Annotated in this window: 15 protein-coding genes; 5 read left to right on the top strand and 10 right to left on the bottom strand. The window is 61.6% G+C overall.

Annotation, left to right across the window (positions count from 1 at the left end):
• Nucleotides 1-4: 4 nt before the first annotated feature.
• The gene (locus MWN76_RS05730) at nucleotides 5-508 is read right to left on the bottom strand and encodes a MarR family winged helix-turn-helix transcriptional regulator (protein WP_250460085.1); all 504 of its coding nucleotides are present in this window, start codon (nucleotides 506-508) and stop codon (nucleotides 5-7) included.
• Nucleotides 509-626: 118 nt separating this feature from the next.
• Between MWN76_RS05730 and MWN76_RS05725 the strand changes: the two genes are divergently transcribed.
• Both MWN76_RS05725 and MWN76_RS05720 read left to right on the top strand, forming a co-directional pair.
• Nucleotides 627-1,817, top strand: coding sequence for an MFS transporter (locus MWN76_RS05725; RefSeq protein WP_250460083.1), 1,191 nt, complete (start codon nucleotides 627-629; stop codon nucleotides 1,815-1,817).
• Between the two features lie 113 nt (nucleotides 1,818-1,930).
• Nucleotides 1,931-2,248 (top strand): hypothetical protein, encoded by a 318-nt coding sequence (locus tag MWN76_RS05720; RefSeq protein ID WP_250460081.1) that lies wholly within the window; start codon nucleotides 1,931-1,933, stop codon nucleotides 2,246-2,248.
• A gap of 3 nt (nucleotides 2,249-2,251) precedes the next feature.
• Here MWN76_RS05720 and MWN76_RS05715 read toward each other — a convergent pair whose 3' ends face one another.
• From MWN76_RS05715 to MWN76_RS05685, 7 genes are all read right to left on the bottom strand, one after another.
• A complete protein-coding gene (locus tag MWN76_RS05715) occupies nucleotides 2,252-3,331 on the bottom strand; it encodes a peptidase M42 (protein ID WP_250460079.1) in 1,080 nt (359 codons plus the stop codon).
• A gap of 123 nt (nucleotides 3,332-3,454) precedes the next feature.
• The gene (locus MWN76_RS05710) at nucleotides 3,455-3,820 is read right to left on the bottom strand and encodes a SpoIIAA family protein (RefSeq protein WP_250460077.1); all 366 of its coding nucleotides are present in this window, start codon (nucleotides 3,818-3,820) and stop codon (nucleotides 3,455-3,457) included.
• A 99-nt stretch (nucleotides 3,821-3,919) separates the two neighbouring features.
• Nucleotides 3,920-4,525, bottom strand: coding sequence for a response regulator transcription factor (locus MWN76_RS05705; protein ID WP_250460075.1), 606 nt, complete (start codon nucleotides 4,523-4,525; stop codon nucleotides 3,920-3,922).
• Nucleotides 4,526-4,791: 266 nt separating this feature from the next.
• The gene (locus MWN76_RS05700) at nucleotides 4,792-5,223 is read right to left on the bottom strand and encodes an acyl-CoA thioesterase (protein ID WP_250460074.1); all 432 of its coding nucleotides are present in this window, start codon (nucleotides 5,221-5,223) and stop codon (nucleotides 4,792-4,794) included.
• Entirely contained in the window at nucleotides 5,223-6,113 is an 891-nt protein-coding gene (locus MWN76_RS05695) for a dienelactone hydrolase family protein (RefSeq protein ID WP_250460072.1), read from the bottom strand. Before MWN76_RS05695 ends, MWN76_RS05700 begins: the two co-directional genes overlap by 1 nt.
• Nucleotides 6,106-7,686, bottom strand: coding sequence for a BCCT family transporter (locus MWN76_RS05690; RefSeq protein WP_250460071.1), 1,581 nt, complete (start codon nucleotides 7,684-7,686; stop codon nucleotides 6,106-6,108). Before MWN76_RS05690 ends, MWN76_RS05695 begins: the two co-directional genes overlap by 8 nt.
• A gap of 95 nt (nucleotides 7,687-7,781) precedes the next feature.
• Entirely contained in the window at nucleotides 7,782-9,977 is a 2,196-nt protein-coding gene (locus MWN76_RS05685) for a TonB-dependent receptor (protein ID WP_250460069.1), read from the bottom strand.
• A gap of 132 nt (nucleotides 9,978-10,109) precedes the next feature.
• Between MWN76_RS05685 and MWN76_RS05680 the strand changes: the two genes are divergently transcribed.
• From MWN76_RS05680 to MWN76_RS05670, 3 genes are all read left to right on the top strand, one after another.
• A complete protein-coding gene (locus tag MWN76_RS05680) occupies nucleotides 10,110-11,114 on the top strand; it encodes a GlxA family transcriptional regulator (protein WP_250460067.1) in 1,005 nt (334 codons plus the stop codon).
• Nucleotides 11,115-11,243: 129 nt separating this feature from the next.
• Nucleotides 11,244-12,134, top strand: a complete 891-nt coding sequence (locus MWN76_RS05675; RefSeq protein WP_250460065.1) for a beta-keto acid cleavage family enzyme — start codon at nucleotides 11,244-11,246, stop codon at nucleotides 12,132-12,134.
• 9 nt (nucleotides 12,135-12,143) lie between these two features.
• Complete coding sequence (locus MWN76_RS05670; protein WP_250460063.1) at nucleotides 12,144-13,124, top strand: L-carnitine dehydrogenase; 981 nt, start codon at nucleotides 12,144-12,146, stop codon at nucleotides 13,122-13,124.
• Between the two features lie 100 nt (nucleotides 13,125-13,224).
• On the opposite strand, the gene groL is transcribed toward MWN76_RS05670, so the two are convergent.
• Nucleotides 13,225-14,865: a chaperonin GroEL gene (gene groL / locus MWN76_RS05665; protein ID WP_250460062.1), complete on the bottom strand. Its 1,641-nt coding sequence runs from the start codon at nucleotides 14,863-14,865 to the stop codon at nucleotides 13,225-13,227.
• 62 nt (nucleotides 14,866-14,927) lie between these two features.
• Nucleotides 14,928-15,221 (bottom strand): co-chaperone GroES, encoded by a 294-nt coding sequence (locus tag MWN76_RS05660; RefSeq protein WP_250460060.1) that lies wholly within the window; start codon nucleotides 15,219-15,221, stop codon nucleotides 14,928-14,930.
• Between the last annotated feature and the right edge of the window lie 105 nt (nucleotides 15,222-15,326).

Below are 15,326 nucleotides of genomic sequence, written 5' to 3'. Positions count from 1 at the left end.
ACCACTAGTGATCGGCGAGCCGCCCCAGCCAGAGCTTCAGCAACTGCTCCAGTTGATCGCGCTCGCTTGTGCCGACGCCGTCCAGCAGGTCCCGCATATTCTGCAGGTGCACCGGCAGCGCCCGGTCAATCAATTCCAATCCCGGCCGGGTAAGGTGCACTTTTACGCTGCGCCTGTCCTCCTCGCTGTGGCGCCGCTCAATCAATCCCTTGCGCTCCAACCGGTCCAGTCTGTTGGTCATGGCACCGGAACTCAACAGCATCGACTGGTATAGCTGCGACGGTGTCAGGCAGTGGGGCGCCCCGGCGCGCCGCAGGGTCGCGAGCACATCGAACTCCCCCTGTCCCAGGCCAAATGCCCCGTGGCAGCGAAGTTGGGCTGCCTCCAGCACTTTCACCAGCCGCAACAGCCGGCCGATCAGCTTCATCGGTGTCAGGTCCTCGCTGACACCCTGCTCGACCCACTGCCGCGCTATCCAGTCCAGGTCATCGTCTTCGGCTCTTTTCATCCGGCCAACCATTTATCTTGACTTAAAGATACTTTACTCCACTCCATTCGAGCCCGTAAACTCCACTTATCTTTACATAAAGATAAATGATGTAAATCCAAGTGAAGGAAAGTGCTCCATGCGCCCCCCATCCCCGATCCACCCCCTGCTGCTCGGCGCCGTGATAGTCCTGGTTGCCCTCAACCTGCGACCGGTGCTGGCCTCGGTCGGCCCGTTGCTGTCGGCAATCCAGCGGGATATGCCCATCAGCTTTACCGCCGCCTCCCTGCTGACCACCCTGCCGGTGCTGGCCATGGGCCTCGCCTGTTTCGTGGGCTTCCGCATCGCGCGGCACCTGGGTACGGCGCGGACCATCAGTTATTCCTTGCTGTGCCTGGCCCTGGCCACAGGCCTGCGCTTCTGGGCCGGCTCCGCCGCCGGGCTGCTGGGTACCGCCCTGCTCGCGGGCCTGGGGATCGCCACCGTACAGACGCTGATGCCGGCCATCATCAAAGCCAATTTCGGCAACCGGGTACCGGCGGTGATGGGGTTCTATGTGACGGCCATCATGGCGGGTGCCACCTTTGCCGCGGCGGGAGCACCGGTAATCGCCGATTTCGGCGGCTGGCGCGGCGGTCTCGGACACTGGGCCTGGCTGACCCTGGCCAGCTGGCTGGCCTGGACCTGGCTCACCGGCAGACACACACTGACAGTACCGGTCGCCGGCGCCGAACCGGGCCCGCGCTACTGGAAAAACCGCCGCTCGTGGAAGCTCGCCAGCCTGTTCGGGCTGGGCACCGGCGCCTATGTCTGTGTGCTGGCCTGGCTGGCGCCCTACGCAATTGAACAGGGCTACAGCGATAAACAGGCGGGGTTGCTGCTGGGTTTCCTGACGCTGATGGAGGTGTTCGCCGGATTGCTGTTTCCCGCCTGGGCCAACCGCGGGCGGGACCGCCGCCCGGTACTGTTTACGCTCTGCGCACTGCAGCTGGTGGGTTTTGGCGGCCTGGCGCTGGCGCCGGAGGCGGGGCTGCCGCTGTGGGCCGGCATTATCGGCCTGGGTATCGGCGGCTTTTTCCCGATGTCGATGATCGTCACCATGGATCATCGCGACGATCCGCTGCAGTCGGGCCGGCTGACGGCATTCGTGCAGGGTATCGGCTACATCATCGCGGCTGTCACGCCCTGGGTCAGCGGCATCATCCGCGACAGTCTCAGTGGTTTCGAGTACGCCTGGCTGCTCCTTGCCCTGGGGGGCGTCACCATTTTCCTGCTTTCCCTGAATCTAAGCCCCGCGAGTTATCAGCGCGCTTTCCCGCCGGACCGGTAGGCCTTACCGGGGCAATCGCCAGCCCGCTGAACATCTTGAAAAAAACCGGGATTTCTTGTGACCCGGCCACACCGACATTATCAATGGGATTTCCGGGTGGTCGGGAGCACACCATGAGTTTCTTTGCCGCACTGCTACTCACCGGCGCTGCCAGCTATAACCTGACAACGCCGATTCCGCCGGACCTGGATCCCAACCCGCCGGTCACCATTTACGACAGCGAGGACCTGTATGACGATGAGCCGTCCATCATCGCCATGGACAGGTCCGCCGTGCGCCACCGACTCAACAGCCTGGGTTTCGATCCCATAACCGAAATGCATTTTGAGGGCGGCCGCTGGAAGGTCCGTGCCTACTGGATGGGAAAAAAAAGAAGGCTGGAAGTGGACGAGATCAGCGGCCAGGTGATTTCCGACCGGCCCGACCGCTGACCGCTACCACTCCCGGGAAGCGAGGGCCCCGACCCGCTCACTGAACAGCAACAACAGGCGGCCGAAGGCCTCGTTGGCGCTAACACTCGAGGATTCCTCCATGGTGTGGTAACCGGTGGTGGGAATCTGCAAGGTGGTCCCCTGTACGAAGCCGTTGGAGGCGGCCGCGATCCGCCCCATCTCCGTACTGCCGAGCGACTGTGGCTCGCTGCCGCGGGCCTCCGCCAGCCGGTTCTGGGCATCGATATAGCGATCCTTGAAACTGTAGGAAATGCCGCTCTCGCGGCACAGGGTTTCCAACAGCGCCGTGGTGTCGGGCTGGAATTCCGCATTGACATCCCGGTGGCGCAGTACCAGTTGCTGGGCATCGGCCGCCTGCCTGTCCGGGTAGGGGCTGGTATCCACGACCACCAGCTTGTCCGTACCGCCGTTGAAACGGCGAAACCACTCCAGCAGGTAGCGCCAGCTACTGCCGGCCTCCTCCTGTGCGGTAAAGAAAGCCGTACCCTGGAAGCCCTGCGCAAACAGGTGTACCAGATGGGCCGCCGTCAGGACATTGTCCAGCTGTGCACTGAGGATATCGCCGAAGGTCTGCAGTCGATCGCTAAACGCCACCGGCGTTCCCGCCACCAGGTGTTCCAGGCCCTCCACCTCGAAAATCAGGTTGTTGCGGTACTCGCACACGTAGGAGCGCTGGATCACCCCGGCGCCGAAGTAGGATCCGGACCAGGGCTCGTAGGCCGTGACCGGCATACCGTGAAAGCGATCCTCAATCTTGCGCATCAGCTTTTCCGACACCGAGTTGCCCAGCAGGTCGGAGCGGCGCCCGGCGACAAAAGCGGCGTACTGGAATTCATTGGGCCCGGTACAGATAAGCCCGTGGCGGTCGATATGTGCCGAGAACATCGCACTGCGCGGTTGGGCCCCCTGGGCCACCAGCAGCCCCTCGTACCAGGTTACCCTGGCTCCCCGCTCTTCCAGTTCCCGCTGCAGCACGCGGAAAAACGAATGCTCCGCGCCCACGACGCTGGGGCTGCGGATCAGGACCTTGAGCAGATCGATAAACGCTTCGGACAGTTGCATGGCGCGGAGCCTCCCGGGGGCAATTCCGCCAAGTGTCGCCGATCTGCGGCCAGATGCAATACGGGAATCGGCACTGCGGTTCTGCGGGCCGGACCTGGCCCCGAAGTGGAATCCGGCGGGCGCTCAGCGGGCCAGCCAGGCCTCCGCCTCGCCTCGCCGGTTGCGGCCAAACGCCCTGATCTCCAGCCCCGGGATCAACCTGCCCTCCAGCTCGCTGGCTTTCTGCAACCACGCCTCATCGGCCAGAACCGCCGCGCGATCAAAACGACCTACCAGTCGCAACAGCGACGGCAGGCGGGAAAACTCCACGGCGAGGGCGCCCGGGGACGGCAGCCGGTAATTCATCACGTCGCACAGCATCCTGCCCCGCTCAATACCCTCACAGGCCGCGGACAGCTCGTCGAGGGCCGTTTTCATCCCCTCGCTGTCGAGCCTGCCGCTTATTTCAAGGTCGACGCGCCTGTCGCCGATACGCTGCACACGAAACATTGTCACCACCTCCGATACCATCGCTGTCCGGCCATATTAATGTCGGCCGGAGCCATCATGTCGCCTTGGAAGATGCGGCTGCCGTAACGGGGCGCCGGCTCAATCCAGGATGAATCCCAGCTGGCGAGCCCGCAGCACGGCCTGCGTACGGTTGTCGCAGTCGAACAGCTTCAGTAGATCCGACACATATTCCCTGACAGTGGCGGGGGAAATATTGAGCTGTGCGGCTATTTCCTTGTTCGGCAGGCCAAGCGCCAGCAGCTCCAGGGTGGTCACCTGCCGCGGCGACAGGGTTGCCGGCTCGGCGCCATCCTGACCGCCAACAATGACCACTTCGCCCTCCATTACATCCCTAAGCGCCTTGACTATGATTGCCTTGGAACTGGTTTTGGCGATAAAGCCGTCGGCTCCCAACTGCAACATCTGCTGAATACTGGCACGGTGATCGACAGAGGACACGACGACCAGCGGCAGCGCCGGGTAGCGGGTCTTGATCTCTTTCAAGCCATCGAGTCCACTGATGCCCGGGATATGGATATCAAAGAGGACCAGGGCAATATCCGGATGGGCTGCCAGGGCGGCCCCGGCTGCGGCGAAATCCCCCGCTTCGATAACCGAGGCATCCGGCAGCACCTCCCGCACCAGCAGGCACAAACCGTCCCGATACAGTTCGTGATCTTCGGTTATCAGTACCTTAAACGTCATCTGTCTGGCCCATGCCGGCCGATCTGCGTCCACGATTTCCAGCAGGCCACCGCCCCGTCCGGCAGGGCGCTGCCACTCGACTCACGCTAATGGAATAAAATTGGATTTGGTTGTCGGGACTGGAAAATAATAGAGCCCCCCAACCGGAGGAATAATTTATCACTTCCAGCGCCGGGGCACTATATGCGGACTCTATGCAGGTAGGTGGAGGTCCATGCCGAAAGGGAAATCCAGTTTTCCGGCAAGGGGGAAACGATGGCAGCTTTTCAGTCGTTGTCCGTTTCACTCGCCATATAGCCACCCACCTTCTCCCGCATTACATCCGGGATGGAGGTGGTGGCCCGCTTCTTCAGGTCGAACAGCACCGAAGTCGCCTTGTTGACCGCAGCTACTTCGCCCGTCTCACTCAGGACCAGGGTCTGCCGGTACGTGATGGAACTGTTACCGACCCGCAGCGCTTCACAGTCGACATGCACCAGGGCCCCCTCCGGTACTTCCGCCATATAATCGATCTCGTGGCGTACATCCGCCCAGCCCAGGCGGCGTTCGCCATCGACCACAGCCCGATGACCGAGGATCAACATGAAGTGCTGCATGGCGTCGTCGAACATCCCCACATAATTGCGGGTGTTCAGGTGGCCCATCTCGTCGCACAGCCAGGTATGCGCGACGCCGGAATAGGTTCTGACGCTCGCCATTACCGATTGCCCTGGATCATTTCCAGCATGGTTTTCCAGGCGTCCTCCGTAGCGGCCGGATCGTACCTGGAGCCCGCCTCGATATTGGCCGGGTTGGGTTTGGCATGGTCGAAGGTGTGCGTGGCTCCCGGGTAGATTTTTACAATCAGCTCTCCGGCTTCATGTGGGTGCTTCGGCTCATAGGCCTGGCAGGTCTCCTCCTGGATATAGCGGTCGTCGGTACCGAGGAACATGGCTGCGTCCACATCGACGGTCCAGGGCTGCATGCAGGTGCCGTAGAACATGAAGGCGCCCTGCACATGCTGCTCGAATCCCACCTCGGGCCACTGGCGCAGACCGATCGGCGGCGTCTGGCTGGATGCCTGGACCAGTGCGGCCCAGATGGTAACGGCACCGTGGGAAAAACCGGCCAGGTAGAGCTGGTCCGCGTCGACCCGCGGATCCGCCTTGACATCCTCGATGGTGGCCAGGACATCCGCGGAACGCTGCCACGGGGTCATCACCTTGAAGTCACACGCCTGCCGCCACTCGATACCGCGCCCCTGGTAGCTGTCGACGGCGATCAGGCCGATGCCGGCTTCATTAAAGCGCTGCGCCCAATCCTGTTCGTGGCTGGCGGTGGGACCGCTGCAGCCGTGGAAGAACAGCACCGTCGGCACCGGCGCATCGGTTTTGGGAAAGTAACTTTTGTCGAAGGGCCGCAACCTGTCGCTGATCGCGTCGACGGAAGTCTCCTTTACCGTCGCTTTCGCGTGAGCGATCGCCCGGGCGATAAAGGATTCCACCGATCCGTTTTCGACCACGTCCTCGAGTTCACCGCGGTTGCTGTCGGTCGCCGCCAGCGCGGGAAGGCTGCACAGCGCCGCCAGTAACAAAAACACTCTAAACATCTTGTGACTCCTTATCGTTAACCCGGACGACCAGTGCACTTTTGCGCACGCGGAGCCCGAAATCATTGTGCAGCACCCGCAACAGTGCACGGAATACCAGGAACAGTACCGCCATCAGCGGCAGTGCGAGAATAATGGTGAGCGACTTGACAGTCTGCAGGCCGCTGGCAAACAGCAGGCCCACGGCGATCAGCGCCAGCGCAAAGGCCCAGGCCAGCCGGTTTGCCTTGGCCGGTTCCTGCTCACCGTAGAGGTTTTTCGTGCTGATACTGGCCAGCACATAGGCAGAGGAATCCAGCGTGGTGGCCAGGAAAACAAAGCTCAGCAGAGTAAAGGCAGCCAGGAACAGCGTGCTGAACGGCAGCGTCTGGATGATCGCCACTACCGTCGCCGAAATGCCGCTCTCCTCCAGCAGCCGGGAAATATCCAGCGTGCCGGAAAGCTCAAGGTCCAGTGCATAGGCACCGCAGATACTGAGGAAGGCGATACAGCCGAGACTGCCCCAGAGCATGATACCCAGTACCATCTGGCGAATGGTGCGGCCGCGCGAAATGCGGCCGAAGAACAGCCCCATCAGCGGCGCATAGGCAATCCACCAGCCCCAGTAGAACAGCGTCCAGGTATCCGGGAAACCGCCTTGCTCGATCGGGTCCAGCCAGAAACTGATGCGGGTGAAATTGTCCAGCATCAGGCCGATGCTGTTGGCGGACATTGAAAGGATGAATACCGTGGGCCCGGCCAGCAGCACCACCAGCACCAACGCGATTGCCAGGAAGATATTGATATCGCTGAGAATGCGGATCCCCGCTTTCAGCCCTTTGTATGCGCTGGCGCCGAAGATCAATGTCCAGAACCCGATCACACCCAACTGCGTCAGCAGGGTTTCCTCGATGCCCAGCAGGGTTGTGGTCAGCGCGGAAACCAGCGGTACGCCCAGCCCCAGCGACGTACCGGCGCCACCGAGCAGGCCGAGAATGATCAGGGTATCGATGACCGATCCCAGCCAGCCGTCGACGCGCCGCCCCAACAGCGGACGGCAGACTTCGGAGATGCGCAGGAACGGCCGGCGATCCACGTGCAGCATATAGGCCACCGCCACGGACGGCACCGCGTACAGGGCCCAGGGCACAAAGCTCCAGTGGAACAGCGCGTACATATGTCCCCACTCCGCGGCGCTGGACGAATGGGGAGCAAGATGCAACGGCGGTGTGGACAGGTAATAGATGGGTTCGACAAACGACCAACTGACCAGGCCGATTCCAATACCGGCGGAGAACATCATCGCCGCCCAGCTCAGTTCGGAGTATTCCGGCGGTTCGTCGGTGCGCGAGAGCTTGACCTGGCCGAAGCGGCCGAAGGCCAGCCACAGGGCAAAGACAAAGGTGCCGAAACCGAAGAGGACGAACAGCCAGCCGAAGTGGCCGGTGACCAGGGACATCAGGTTACCGGCCCAGGTTTCCGCCTGCTCGGGCATCAGGATCAATATACAGGCAACCAGCACCGCAATTCCAAAAGCCGGAATAAAGGCCGCCAGGTCCAGCCTGGGCTGTTTCTGGGAGGAGTTCAACTGCATTCTACTGCCGGGATTTCCCATTGCTTACAACGGAGTGCATAAATAAAAAGAAGCGGCGCCACAGCGCTGCGGCGCCCCGGAGACAGGCTATCCGGTCAGAAGAATTCCCGGGTGACGCTCACGCCCCAGGTCAGGGGCTCGCCCTGGATTGCAAGGCCCATGCCGGACTGCTCGAACGCGTGGGCGACATACGCCTCGTCCGTCAGGTTTTTGCCCCAGAGGGCCACTTTCAGGCCTTCAAAGTTGTTCCAGGCAATATTGGCGTTGACCAGGGTACGGGCATCATCGGAAGCCGCCTCCTCGTTGCCGACACTGAAGTACACCTCGTCCTGGTACATGGCGTTGGCATTGAAGTTGATGGCGGAGCCATTGGCGAGTGCCCACTCATAGTTGATGTTCGCAGAGACCATCTGCTCCGGCGTGCGCGCCAGCTGGTTGCCCACGACTTCAGGACGGGAGTCAAAGCTTACATACTCGGAATCGGTATAGCCGTAATTCAGCCCCGCGCGCAGGCCTTCGGTCAGGTAGGCCGTGGCCTCTAGCTCCAGGCCCTTGACCTCGGCGTCGCCGGTGGCGGTTTTCACCTGGCCGCTTTCCAGGTCCACGGTGAAACTCTGCAGGTCGCTGTAGTCCAGGAAGAACACGGCACCGTTCAGGCGTACCCGCCGGTCCAGCAGGTCGGACTTGAAACCGAGTTCATAGTTGGTGGCATTTTCCGGGTCGAATGCCACGGTGGCGCCCTGTGCGGTGGCCGCAATGCCATTGAAACCACCGGCCTTGTAACCCTCGGAAACCGTCACGTAGACAATATCCGCATCGTCGCTGGTATAGGTCAGGGTTGCCTTGGGTGTGAATTTCTTCCAGTTCTCTTTCGCCGCCACGTCGTAATTCTCGGCCAGGAAACCGAACAGGTCGGGGCCTCCGGTCGCGCTGCTGCTGAAATCTTTCTCGTCGTAGGTGTAGCGCCCACCGAAAGACGCACTCCAGGATGGAGAGAAGTGATAGGTCGTTTCACCGAAAACCGCATAGCTGGTGGTTTCATTGGACGCATCCCATACCGGACGCGAGCTCATGCCCTCCGCTCCCATCAGGGCATAAGTCAGGGAGGAATCGAAACTTTCCACACGGTCGACATCTTCCCGGAAGAAATACAGACCGGTGGTCCACTCCAGTTTTTCCGCCGCGACGGACTGCAGGCGCAATTCCTGGGTGAACTGGCTGGATTCCTCGGTGGCGTCGTTGGTCATCGCCGCACCGGCTGCGGCCAGGTATCTGCCCATCAGGTCGTCGTTGAAGGCATAGTCCTGGCTGCGGTAGGCCGTGATGGAAACCAGGTCCATATCACCCATGGCGTGGGTAACCTTGGCCGAAACGCCGCTCATCTCACGCTCGGCATAGCCGTCCACGAACAGATCCACCTTGTCGGGCCGGTTTTCCGTCGCATGCTCTACACTGAACACCTCTCCATAACCTACAATGCTGCGCGCGCCGGAGCCGACCAGGTCGTCCTCGGCGTAGTCCGCGCTCAGCAGCACATCGGTGTTGTCGCCCAGCGCAAAGTCGAGCTTGCCGCGCACGGAGGTGTTGTCCTGGTTGGCCAGCTCGTGGCCGTTGGAGACGTTTTCGATCCAGCCGTCACGTTTGCGGCTGGATACGGCCAGGCGGCCGTTGACGTTATCGGACAGCGGGCCGCTGACCATGCCGCGTACCTCGCGCAGGTCGTAGTTGCCGCCGGTGACCTTGATTTTGGACTCGAAGGTGTCGGTCGGGTTGTTGGTGATAACATTGATCGCACCGCCGGCGACATTGCGGCCGTACAGGGAACCCTGTGGACCGCGCAGTACTTCCACCCGCTGCACGTCGAACATGTCGGCGCGGTAACCGCCGGCGCGGCCCGCGTAGACTTCATCGATAAAGACGCCGACGGAAGCGTCGTCGCCGACGGAGCTGGAGTTGGTGCCCACACCGCGAATGTAGGGCTGCGGCGTCACCGGGTTGTAGGTGGACAGGGAAAAACCCGGGGTCATGGCGGAGACATCCTCGATGTCCAGCATATTGCCCCGCTCCATGGCCTCTTCACCAAATGCGGAAACCGCGATGGGAACACTCTGCAGATTCTGTGCTTTTCTCTGGGCGGTGACCGTAATCTCCTCCAGGGACAACGTGGGCGTACTTTCCTCACCGCTTTGCTGCGCTGCGACGCCCTGGCTCAGCAGGACGGCCAGAGAGGCTGAGACCATTCTGGCGAGAGGCTTTCGTTCAAAATCGATGCTGGTGTTATCAGTTTGCATTGAATCCCCAATTCGGTTTTCTGGTAAAGATGACTCCATATTTTCCCCGTAGAGCCGTTGAGTGGGCGCTATCCTAACGCCTGCCCCGGTATATACTTTATGTAATGCGACTAATATTTAACCTATTGCGACATGACTGCTGATTCACCCGGTCTCGCCATGCAGGACACCTTCCAGCCCCCCCGATTCGGCCACAGCGATGTGGTGCATATCGGCTTTGTACTGGTACCGAAATTTTCCTTCTTTGCGCTGGCCTGTTGCTCGGAGCCACTGCGGGTCGCAAACCGGGTTGCCGGCAAGAAACTGTTCCAGTTCACCTTCATTTCCGAAGATGGCCTGCCGGTCAAGGCGTCCAACGATATGCCGTTTGAAGTGCAGTACAGCCTGGCGGACTGCCCGGACGACTATCAGACCATTGTGGTGGTATCGGGATTCGACCCGCTGGAGGGCTGCGGCGAATCGCTGGTCTCGGAACTGAAGAGACTGTCCGCCAACGGTGTCAGCCTGGGTTGCGTGGATACCGGGGCCCATATCCTGGCCCGGGCCGGGCTACTGCAGGGGCAGAAGGCGATTGTGCACTGGGAGGCGAGCAGCGGTTTCCAGGAGAGCTATCCGTCCATCCAGGTCGTGCCGGAACGCTTTATGATCGAGGAGAGCCGGGTGTCCGCCGCCGGCGGGCTGAGCAGCCTGGATATGATGCTGAATATCATCGGCGCCAGCCACGGCAGGGAACTGGCCACGGCGGTGGCGGAACAGTTTACTTACAACTATATCCAGAGCGCCGACGACGCCCAGCGAATGAGCCCGCGCAGCCGGCTGCGGACCACCAACAAGCGCCTGATTCGCGCGGTACAGATCATGGAGCAGCACCTGGCGCCGCCGCTGAGCGTCAAGCAGGTGGCGGAAAAAGCGGAGATCTCCGTGCGGGAGATGGAGCGGCTGTTCAAAAAAGAAGTGGGCACACCACCAAAGCGTTTCTACCGCCACCTCCGGCTGGAACGGGCCCGCCAGCTGTTGCGCCAAACCGGGATGACCGTGCTGGATATCGCCATATCCTGTGGCTTTCAGTCTTCAGCCTATTTCAGTGCCGCCTACCGGCAGGATTTCGGCACCAGCCCGAGCAGGGATCGCGGCTGACCGATCGCCCACAGCGCATCGCCACGGAATCTGTCGCAATATCAAAAGATCCCAGCGGGTTAACGCCAGCGTTTTTCCGTCTCTTCTCTAGCATAGCGGCCGACTTGCCACCTGCTGGAGATGATGCCAATGAACAACAAGGTAATTATTACCTGCGCCCTGACCGGAGCCGGGGCGACCACGGAAAAAAGCCCCCATGTCCCGGTGACTCCGAAACAGATCGCCGACGACGCCATCGCCGCCGCCAAAGCCGGCGCAGCCATCGCCCATATCCATGTACGCGACCCGGAAACCGGTACGCCCAGTCGCGATACCGAGCTGTACCGCGAAGTGGTGCAGCGCATCCGCGAGTCCGGGCAGGATGTGGTCATCAACCTGACCGCCGGCATGGGCGGCGACCTGCTGCTGGGTCCGGACGAAAACCCGATGGAGTTTGCCGCGGGCACCGATGTGGTCGGCGGTCGCGAGCGCCTGAAACATATCGAGGAACTGCGCCCGGAAATCTGCACCCTGGATTGCGGCTCGCTGAACTTCGGCAACGACAACCTGGTTTACGTCTCCTCCCCGGACATGCTGCGCATCGGCGCCAGGCGCGTGCAGGAGCTGGGCGTAAAACCGGAACTGGAGATCTTCGACACCGGCAACCTGTGGTTTGCCAACCAGATGCTGGCCGAGGGCCTGCTGGACGAACCGCCACTGTTCCAGCTGTGCATGGGCATTCCGTGGGGCGCGCCACCGGACGTCGGCACGCTGAAGGCAATGGTCGACAACCTGCCGGAAGGCGCCCAGTGGGCCGGCTTCGGTATCGGCCGCCACCAGTTCCCGATGGCTGCACAAGTGATGCTGATGGGCGGCAATATGCGCGTGGGCCTGGAGGACAACCTGTACCTGAAGAAAGGCGAACTGGCCACCAATGCACAGCTGGTGGAAAAGGCCGCAACCATCGTCGAGCTCTTGGGCGGCACCGTCGCCACAGCGGCCGAGGCGCGCGAACGCTTCGACCTGAAAGTACAGGCCTGAGGGGGAATCATGTCACACGCAGCTGTTATTGGAACCGGCGTGATCGGCGCCGGCTGGGTAGCGCGCCTGCTGGCCCAGGGCCACGACGTGATCGCCTGGGACCCGGGCGCCGACGCGGAGCGCAAACTGCGCGAAAGCGTCGATACCGCCTGGCCGTCGCTGGAAAAGATCGGCCTGGTGGCGGGCGCCAGCAAAGAGCGACTGCGCTTTGCCAGCTCGCTGGCCGAAGCCTGTGAAGGCGCCTGCTTTATCCAGGAAAACGCGCCGGAACGGGAGTCGATGAAAGTGGACCTGTTGGCGGAAATCAGCCGCGCCGCGCCGGAAGATGCGCTGATCGGTTCCTCCACCTCCGGTTTCAAGCCGTCCGTACTGCAGCAGAAAATGGTCGCGCCGGAGCGCTTTGTGGTCAGCCACCCGTTCAACCCGGTGTACCTGCTGCCGCTGGTCGAAGTCGTTGGCGGCGAGCAGACTGCTGCCGATACCGTCGAGCGCGCAATGGCTTTTTTCAGGGACATCGGCATGCACCCGCTGCATGTGCGCAACGAGATCGACGGGCACCTGTCCGACCGGCTTCTGGAAGCGGTGTGGAGGGAGATATTGCACCTGGTCAACGACGGCGTCGCCACCACCGGTGAGCTGGATCAGGCCATCACTCACGGTCCGGGCCTGCGCTGGGCCTTTATGGGCACCAACCTGACCTACCACCTGGCCGGTGGCGAAACCGGCATGCGCCATATGCTGGAGCAGTTCGGGCCAGCGCTGAAGCTGCCCTGGACCAAACTGGAGGCCCCGGAGCTGAACGACCAACTGATCGACCGCATGGTGGAGGGCACACAGGCGCAGGCCGGCGACCAGTCCATCCGCGAGCTGGAAACCCTGCGCGACAACTGCCTGGTGCGGATTATGGAAGCGCTGGGGGAGTTCGAGACCGGGGCAGGCCGGGTGCTGGCAGAGCACCGGAAGAGACACGGCATCCCCTCCAGCGACTAATTCCGGAAAAAGCACCTGCAAAGCTGAAAACAAATTTCAGCCGGATACAAAAAAGCCCCGCAAATGCGGGGCTTTTTTTGCTTGGCTTGGAAAGGCCGGCTTACATCATGCCGCCCATACCTCCCATACCGCCCATGCCACCCATGTCCGGTGCGGCCGGCTTGTCTTCCGGGATTTCCGCAACCATGGCTTCGGTGGTGATCATCAGACCGGCGATGGAGGCAGCCGCCTGCAGTGCAGAGCGGGTTACCTTGGCCGGGTCCAGGATGCCCATTTCCAGCATGTCGCCGTACTCGCCGGTAGCGGCGTTGTAACCGTAGTTACCTTCACCCTGCTTGATCTTGTCCACGACAACAGAGGACTCGTCACCGGCGTTTTCGACGATCTGGCGCAGCGGCATTTCCATGGCGCGCAGCGCAGCGGCGATGCCGTGGTTCTGGTCTTCGTTGTCACCGGTCACAGAGATGGCCTGTACGGCGCGCACCAAGGCGGTACCACCGCCGGGTACCACACCCTCTTCCACCGCGGCGCGGGTCGCGTGCAGCGCGTCTTCAACGCGGGCCTTCTTCTCTTTCATTTCGACTTCGGTGGCGGCGCCAACCTTGATCACCGCAACACCGCCGGCCAGCTTGGCAACGCGCTCCTGCAGTTTCTCTTTGTCGTAGTCGGAGGAAGACTCTTCGATCTGGGCGCGGATCTGCTTGACGCGCGCTTCGATGTCGTCGTTGGAGCCGGAGCCGTCAACGATCACGGTGTTTTCCTTGGACAGGGTGACGCGCTTGGCGGTACCCAGGTGCTCCAGGGTGGTGGCTTCCAGTTCCAGGCCGACTTCCTCGGAAATCACGGTACCACCGGTCAGGATGGCGATATCCTGCAGCATGGCCTTGCGGCGGTCGCCGAAGCCCGGTGCCTTGACGGCGGCAACCTTGACGATACCGCGCATGCTGTTCACAACCAGGGTGGCCAGCGCTTCGCCTTCCACGTCTTCGGCAATGATCAGCAGTGGCTTGGAGGCCTTGGCTACCTGCTCCAGCAGCGGCAGCAGGTCGCGGATGTTGGAGATCTTCTTGTCCACCAGCAGGATGAAGGGATCGTCCAGCTCGGCGGTCATGTTGTCCTGGTTGGTGATGAAGTACGGAGACAGGTAGCCGCGGTCGAACTGCATGCCTTCCACGACGTCCAGCTCGTTCTCCAGGCCGGAACCTTCCTCGACGGTGATCACACCCTCTTTGCCCACTTTCTCCATGGCTTCGGCGATGATGGTGCCGACGCTGGCATCGCTGTTGGCGGAGATGGTGCCTACCTGGGCAATGGCCTTGCTGTCCTCACAGGGAGTGGACAGGCCGGCGATATGGTCGACAGCGGCGATTACCGCCTTGTCGATACCGCGCTTCAGGTCCATCGGGTTGAAGCCGGCGGCCACGGACTTGAGGCCTTCGGTAACGATGGCCTGGGCCAGTACGGTGGCGGTGGTGGTGCCGTCGCCGGCGACGTCGGAAGCCTTGGAAGCCACTTCCTTCACCATCTGCGCGCCCATGTTCTCGAACTTGTCTTTCAGCTCGATTTCCTTGGCTACAGATACGCCGTCTTTGGTCACGGTCGGGGCGCCGAAGGACTTGTCCAGGACCACGTTGCGGCCTTTCGGGCCCAGGGTGGTTTTTACGGCGTCAGCCAGGATGTTTACACCGGCCAGCATCTTCTGGCGGGCGTCGTCTCCGAATTTTACGTCTTTTGCTGCCATGATTCTTTTCCTCGAATTCTGTTTGTGCGTTGTCAGTCAGCTGGGGGCTCGCGGTATGCGGCTCAGCCTTCCAGCACGCCGTAGATATCGCCTTCGCTCATGATGATCAGCTCTTCGCCGTCCACCTTCAGGGTGTTGCTGTCGGCGTAGCGGCCAAATACCACGGTATCGCCCACTTTGACGGCCAGGGCGCGCACGTCGCCGTTGTCCAGCAGCTTGCCCTCACCCACGGCTACGACTTCGCCCTGGTTCGGCTTTTCTTTGGCAGCACCCGGCAGCACGATGCCACCGGCGGTCTTCTCTTCTTCTTCCTTACGGCGCACTACGACGCGGTCGTGTAAAGGACGAATTTTCATGGATAAGCTCTCCATTGAGTCGTTTTTAAGGTTTCCAATGTGGAAGATCCTCGGCCCAGAGGGCTTCGGGTCCCGGCGCCCCGGCCTGGCTGGCAGAACCGGGGC

Origin of the sequence: Microbulbifer litoralis (assembly GCF_023634065.1) — a bacterium.
Taxonomy (GTDB): Bacteria; Pseudomonadota; Gammaproteobacteria; order Pseudomonadales; family Cellvibrionaceae; genus Microbulbifer; species Microbulbifer litoralis.
Note: the sequence above shows the minus strand (reverse complement) of the source record. Positions and strands in the feature narration are given on the sequence as shown.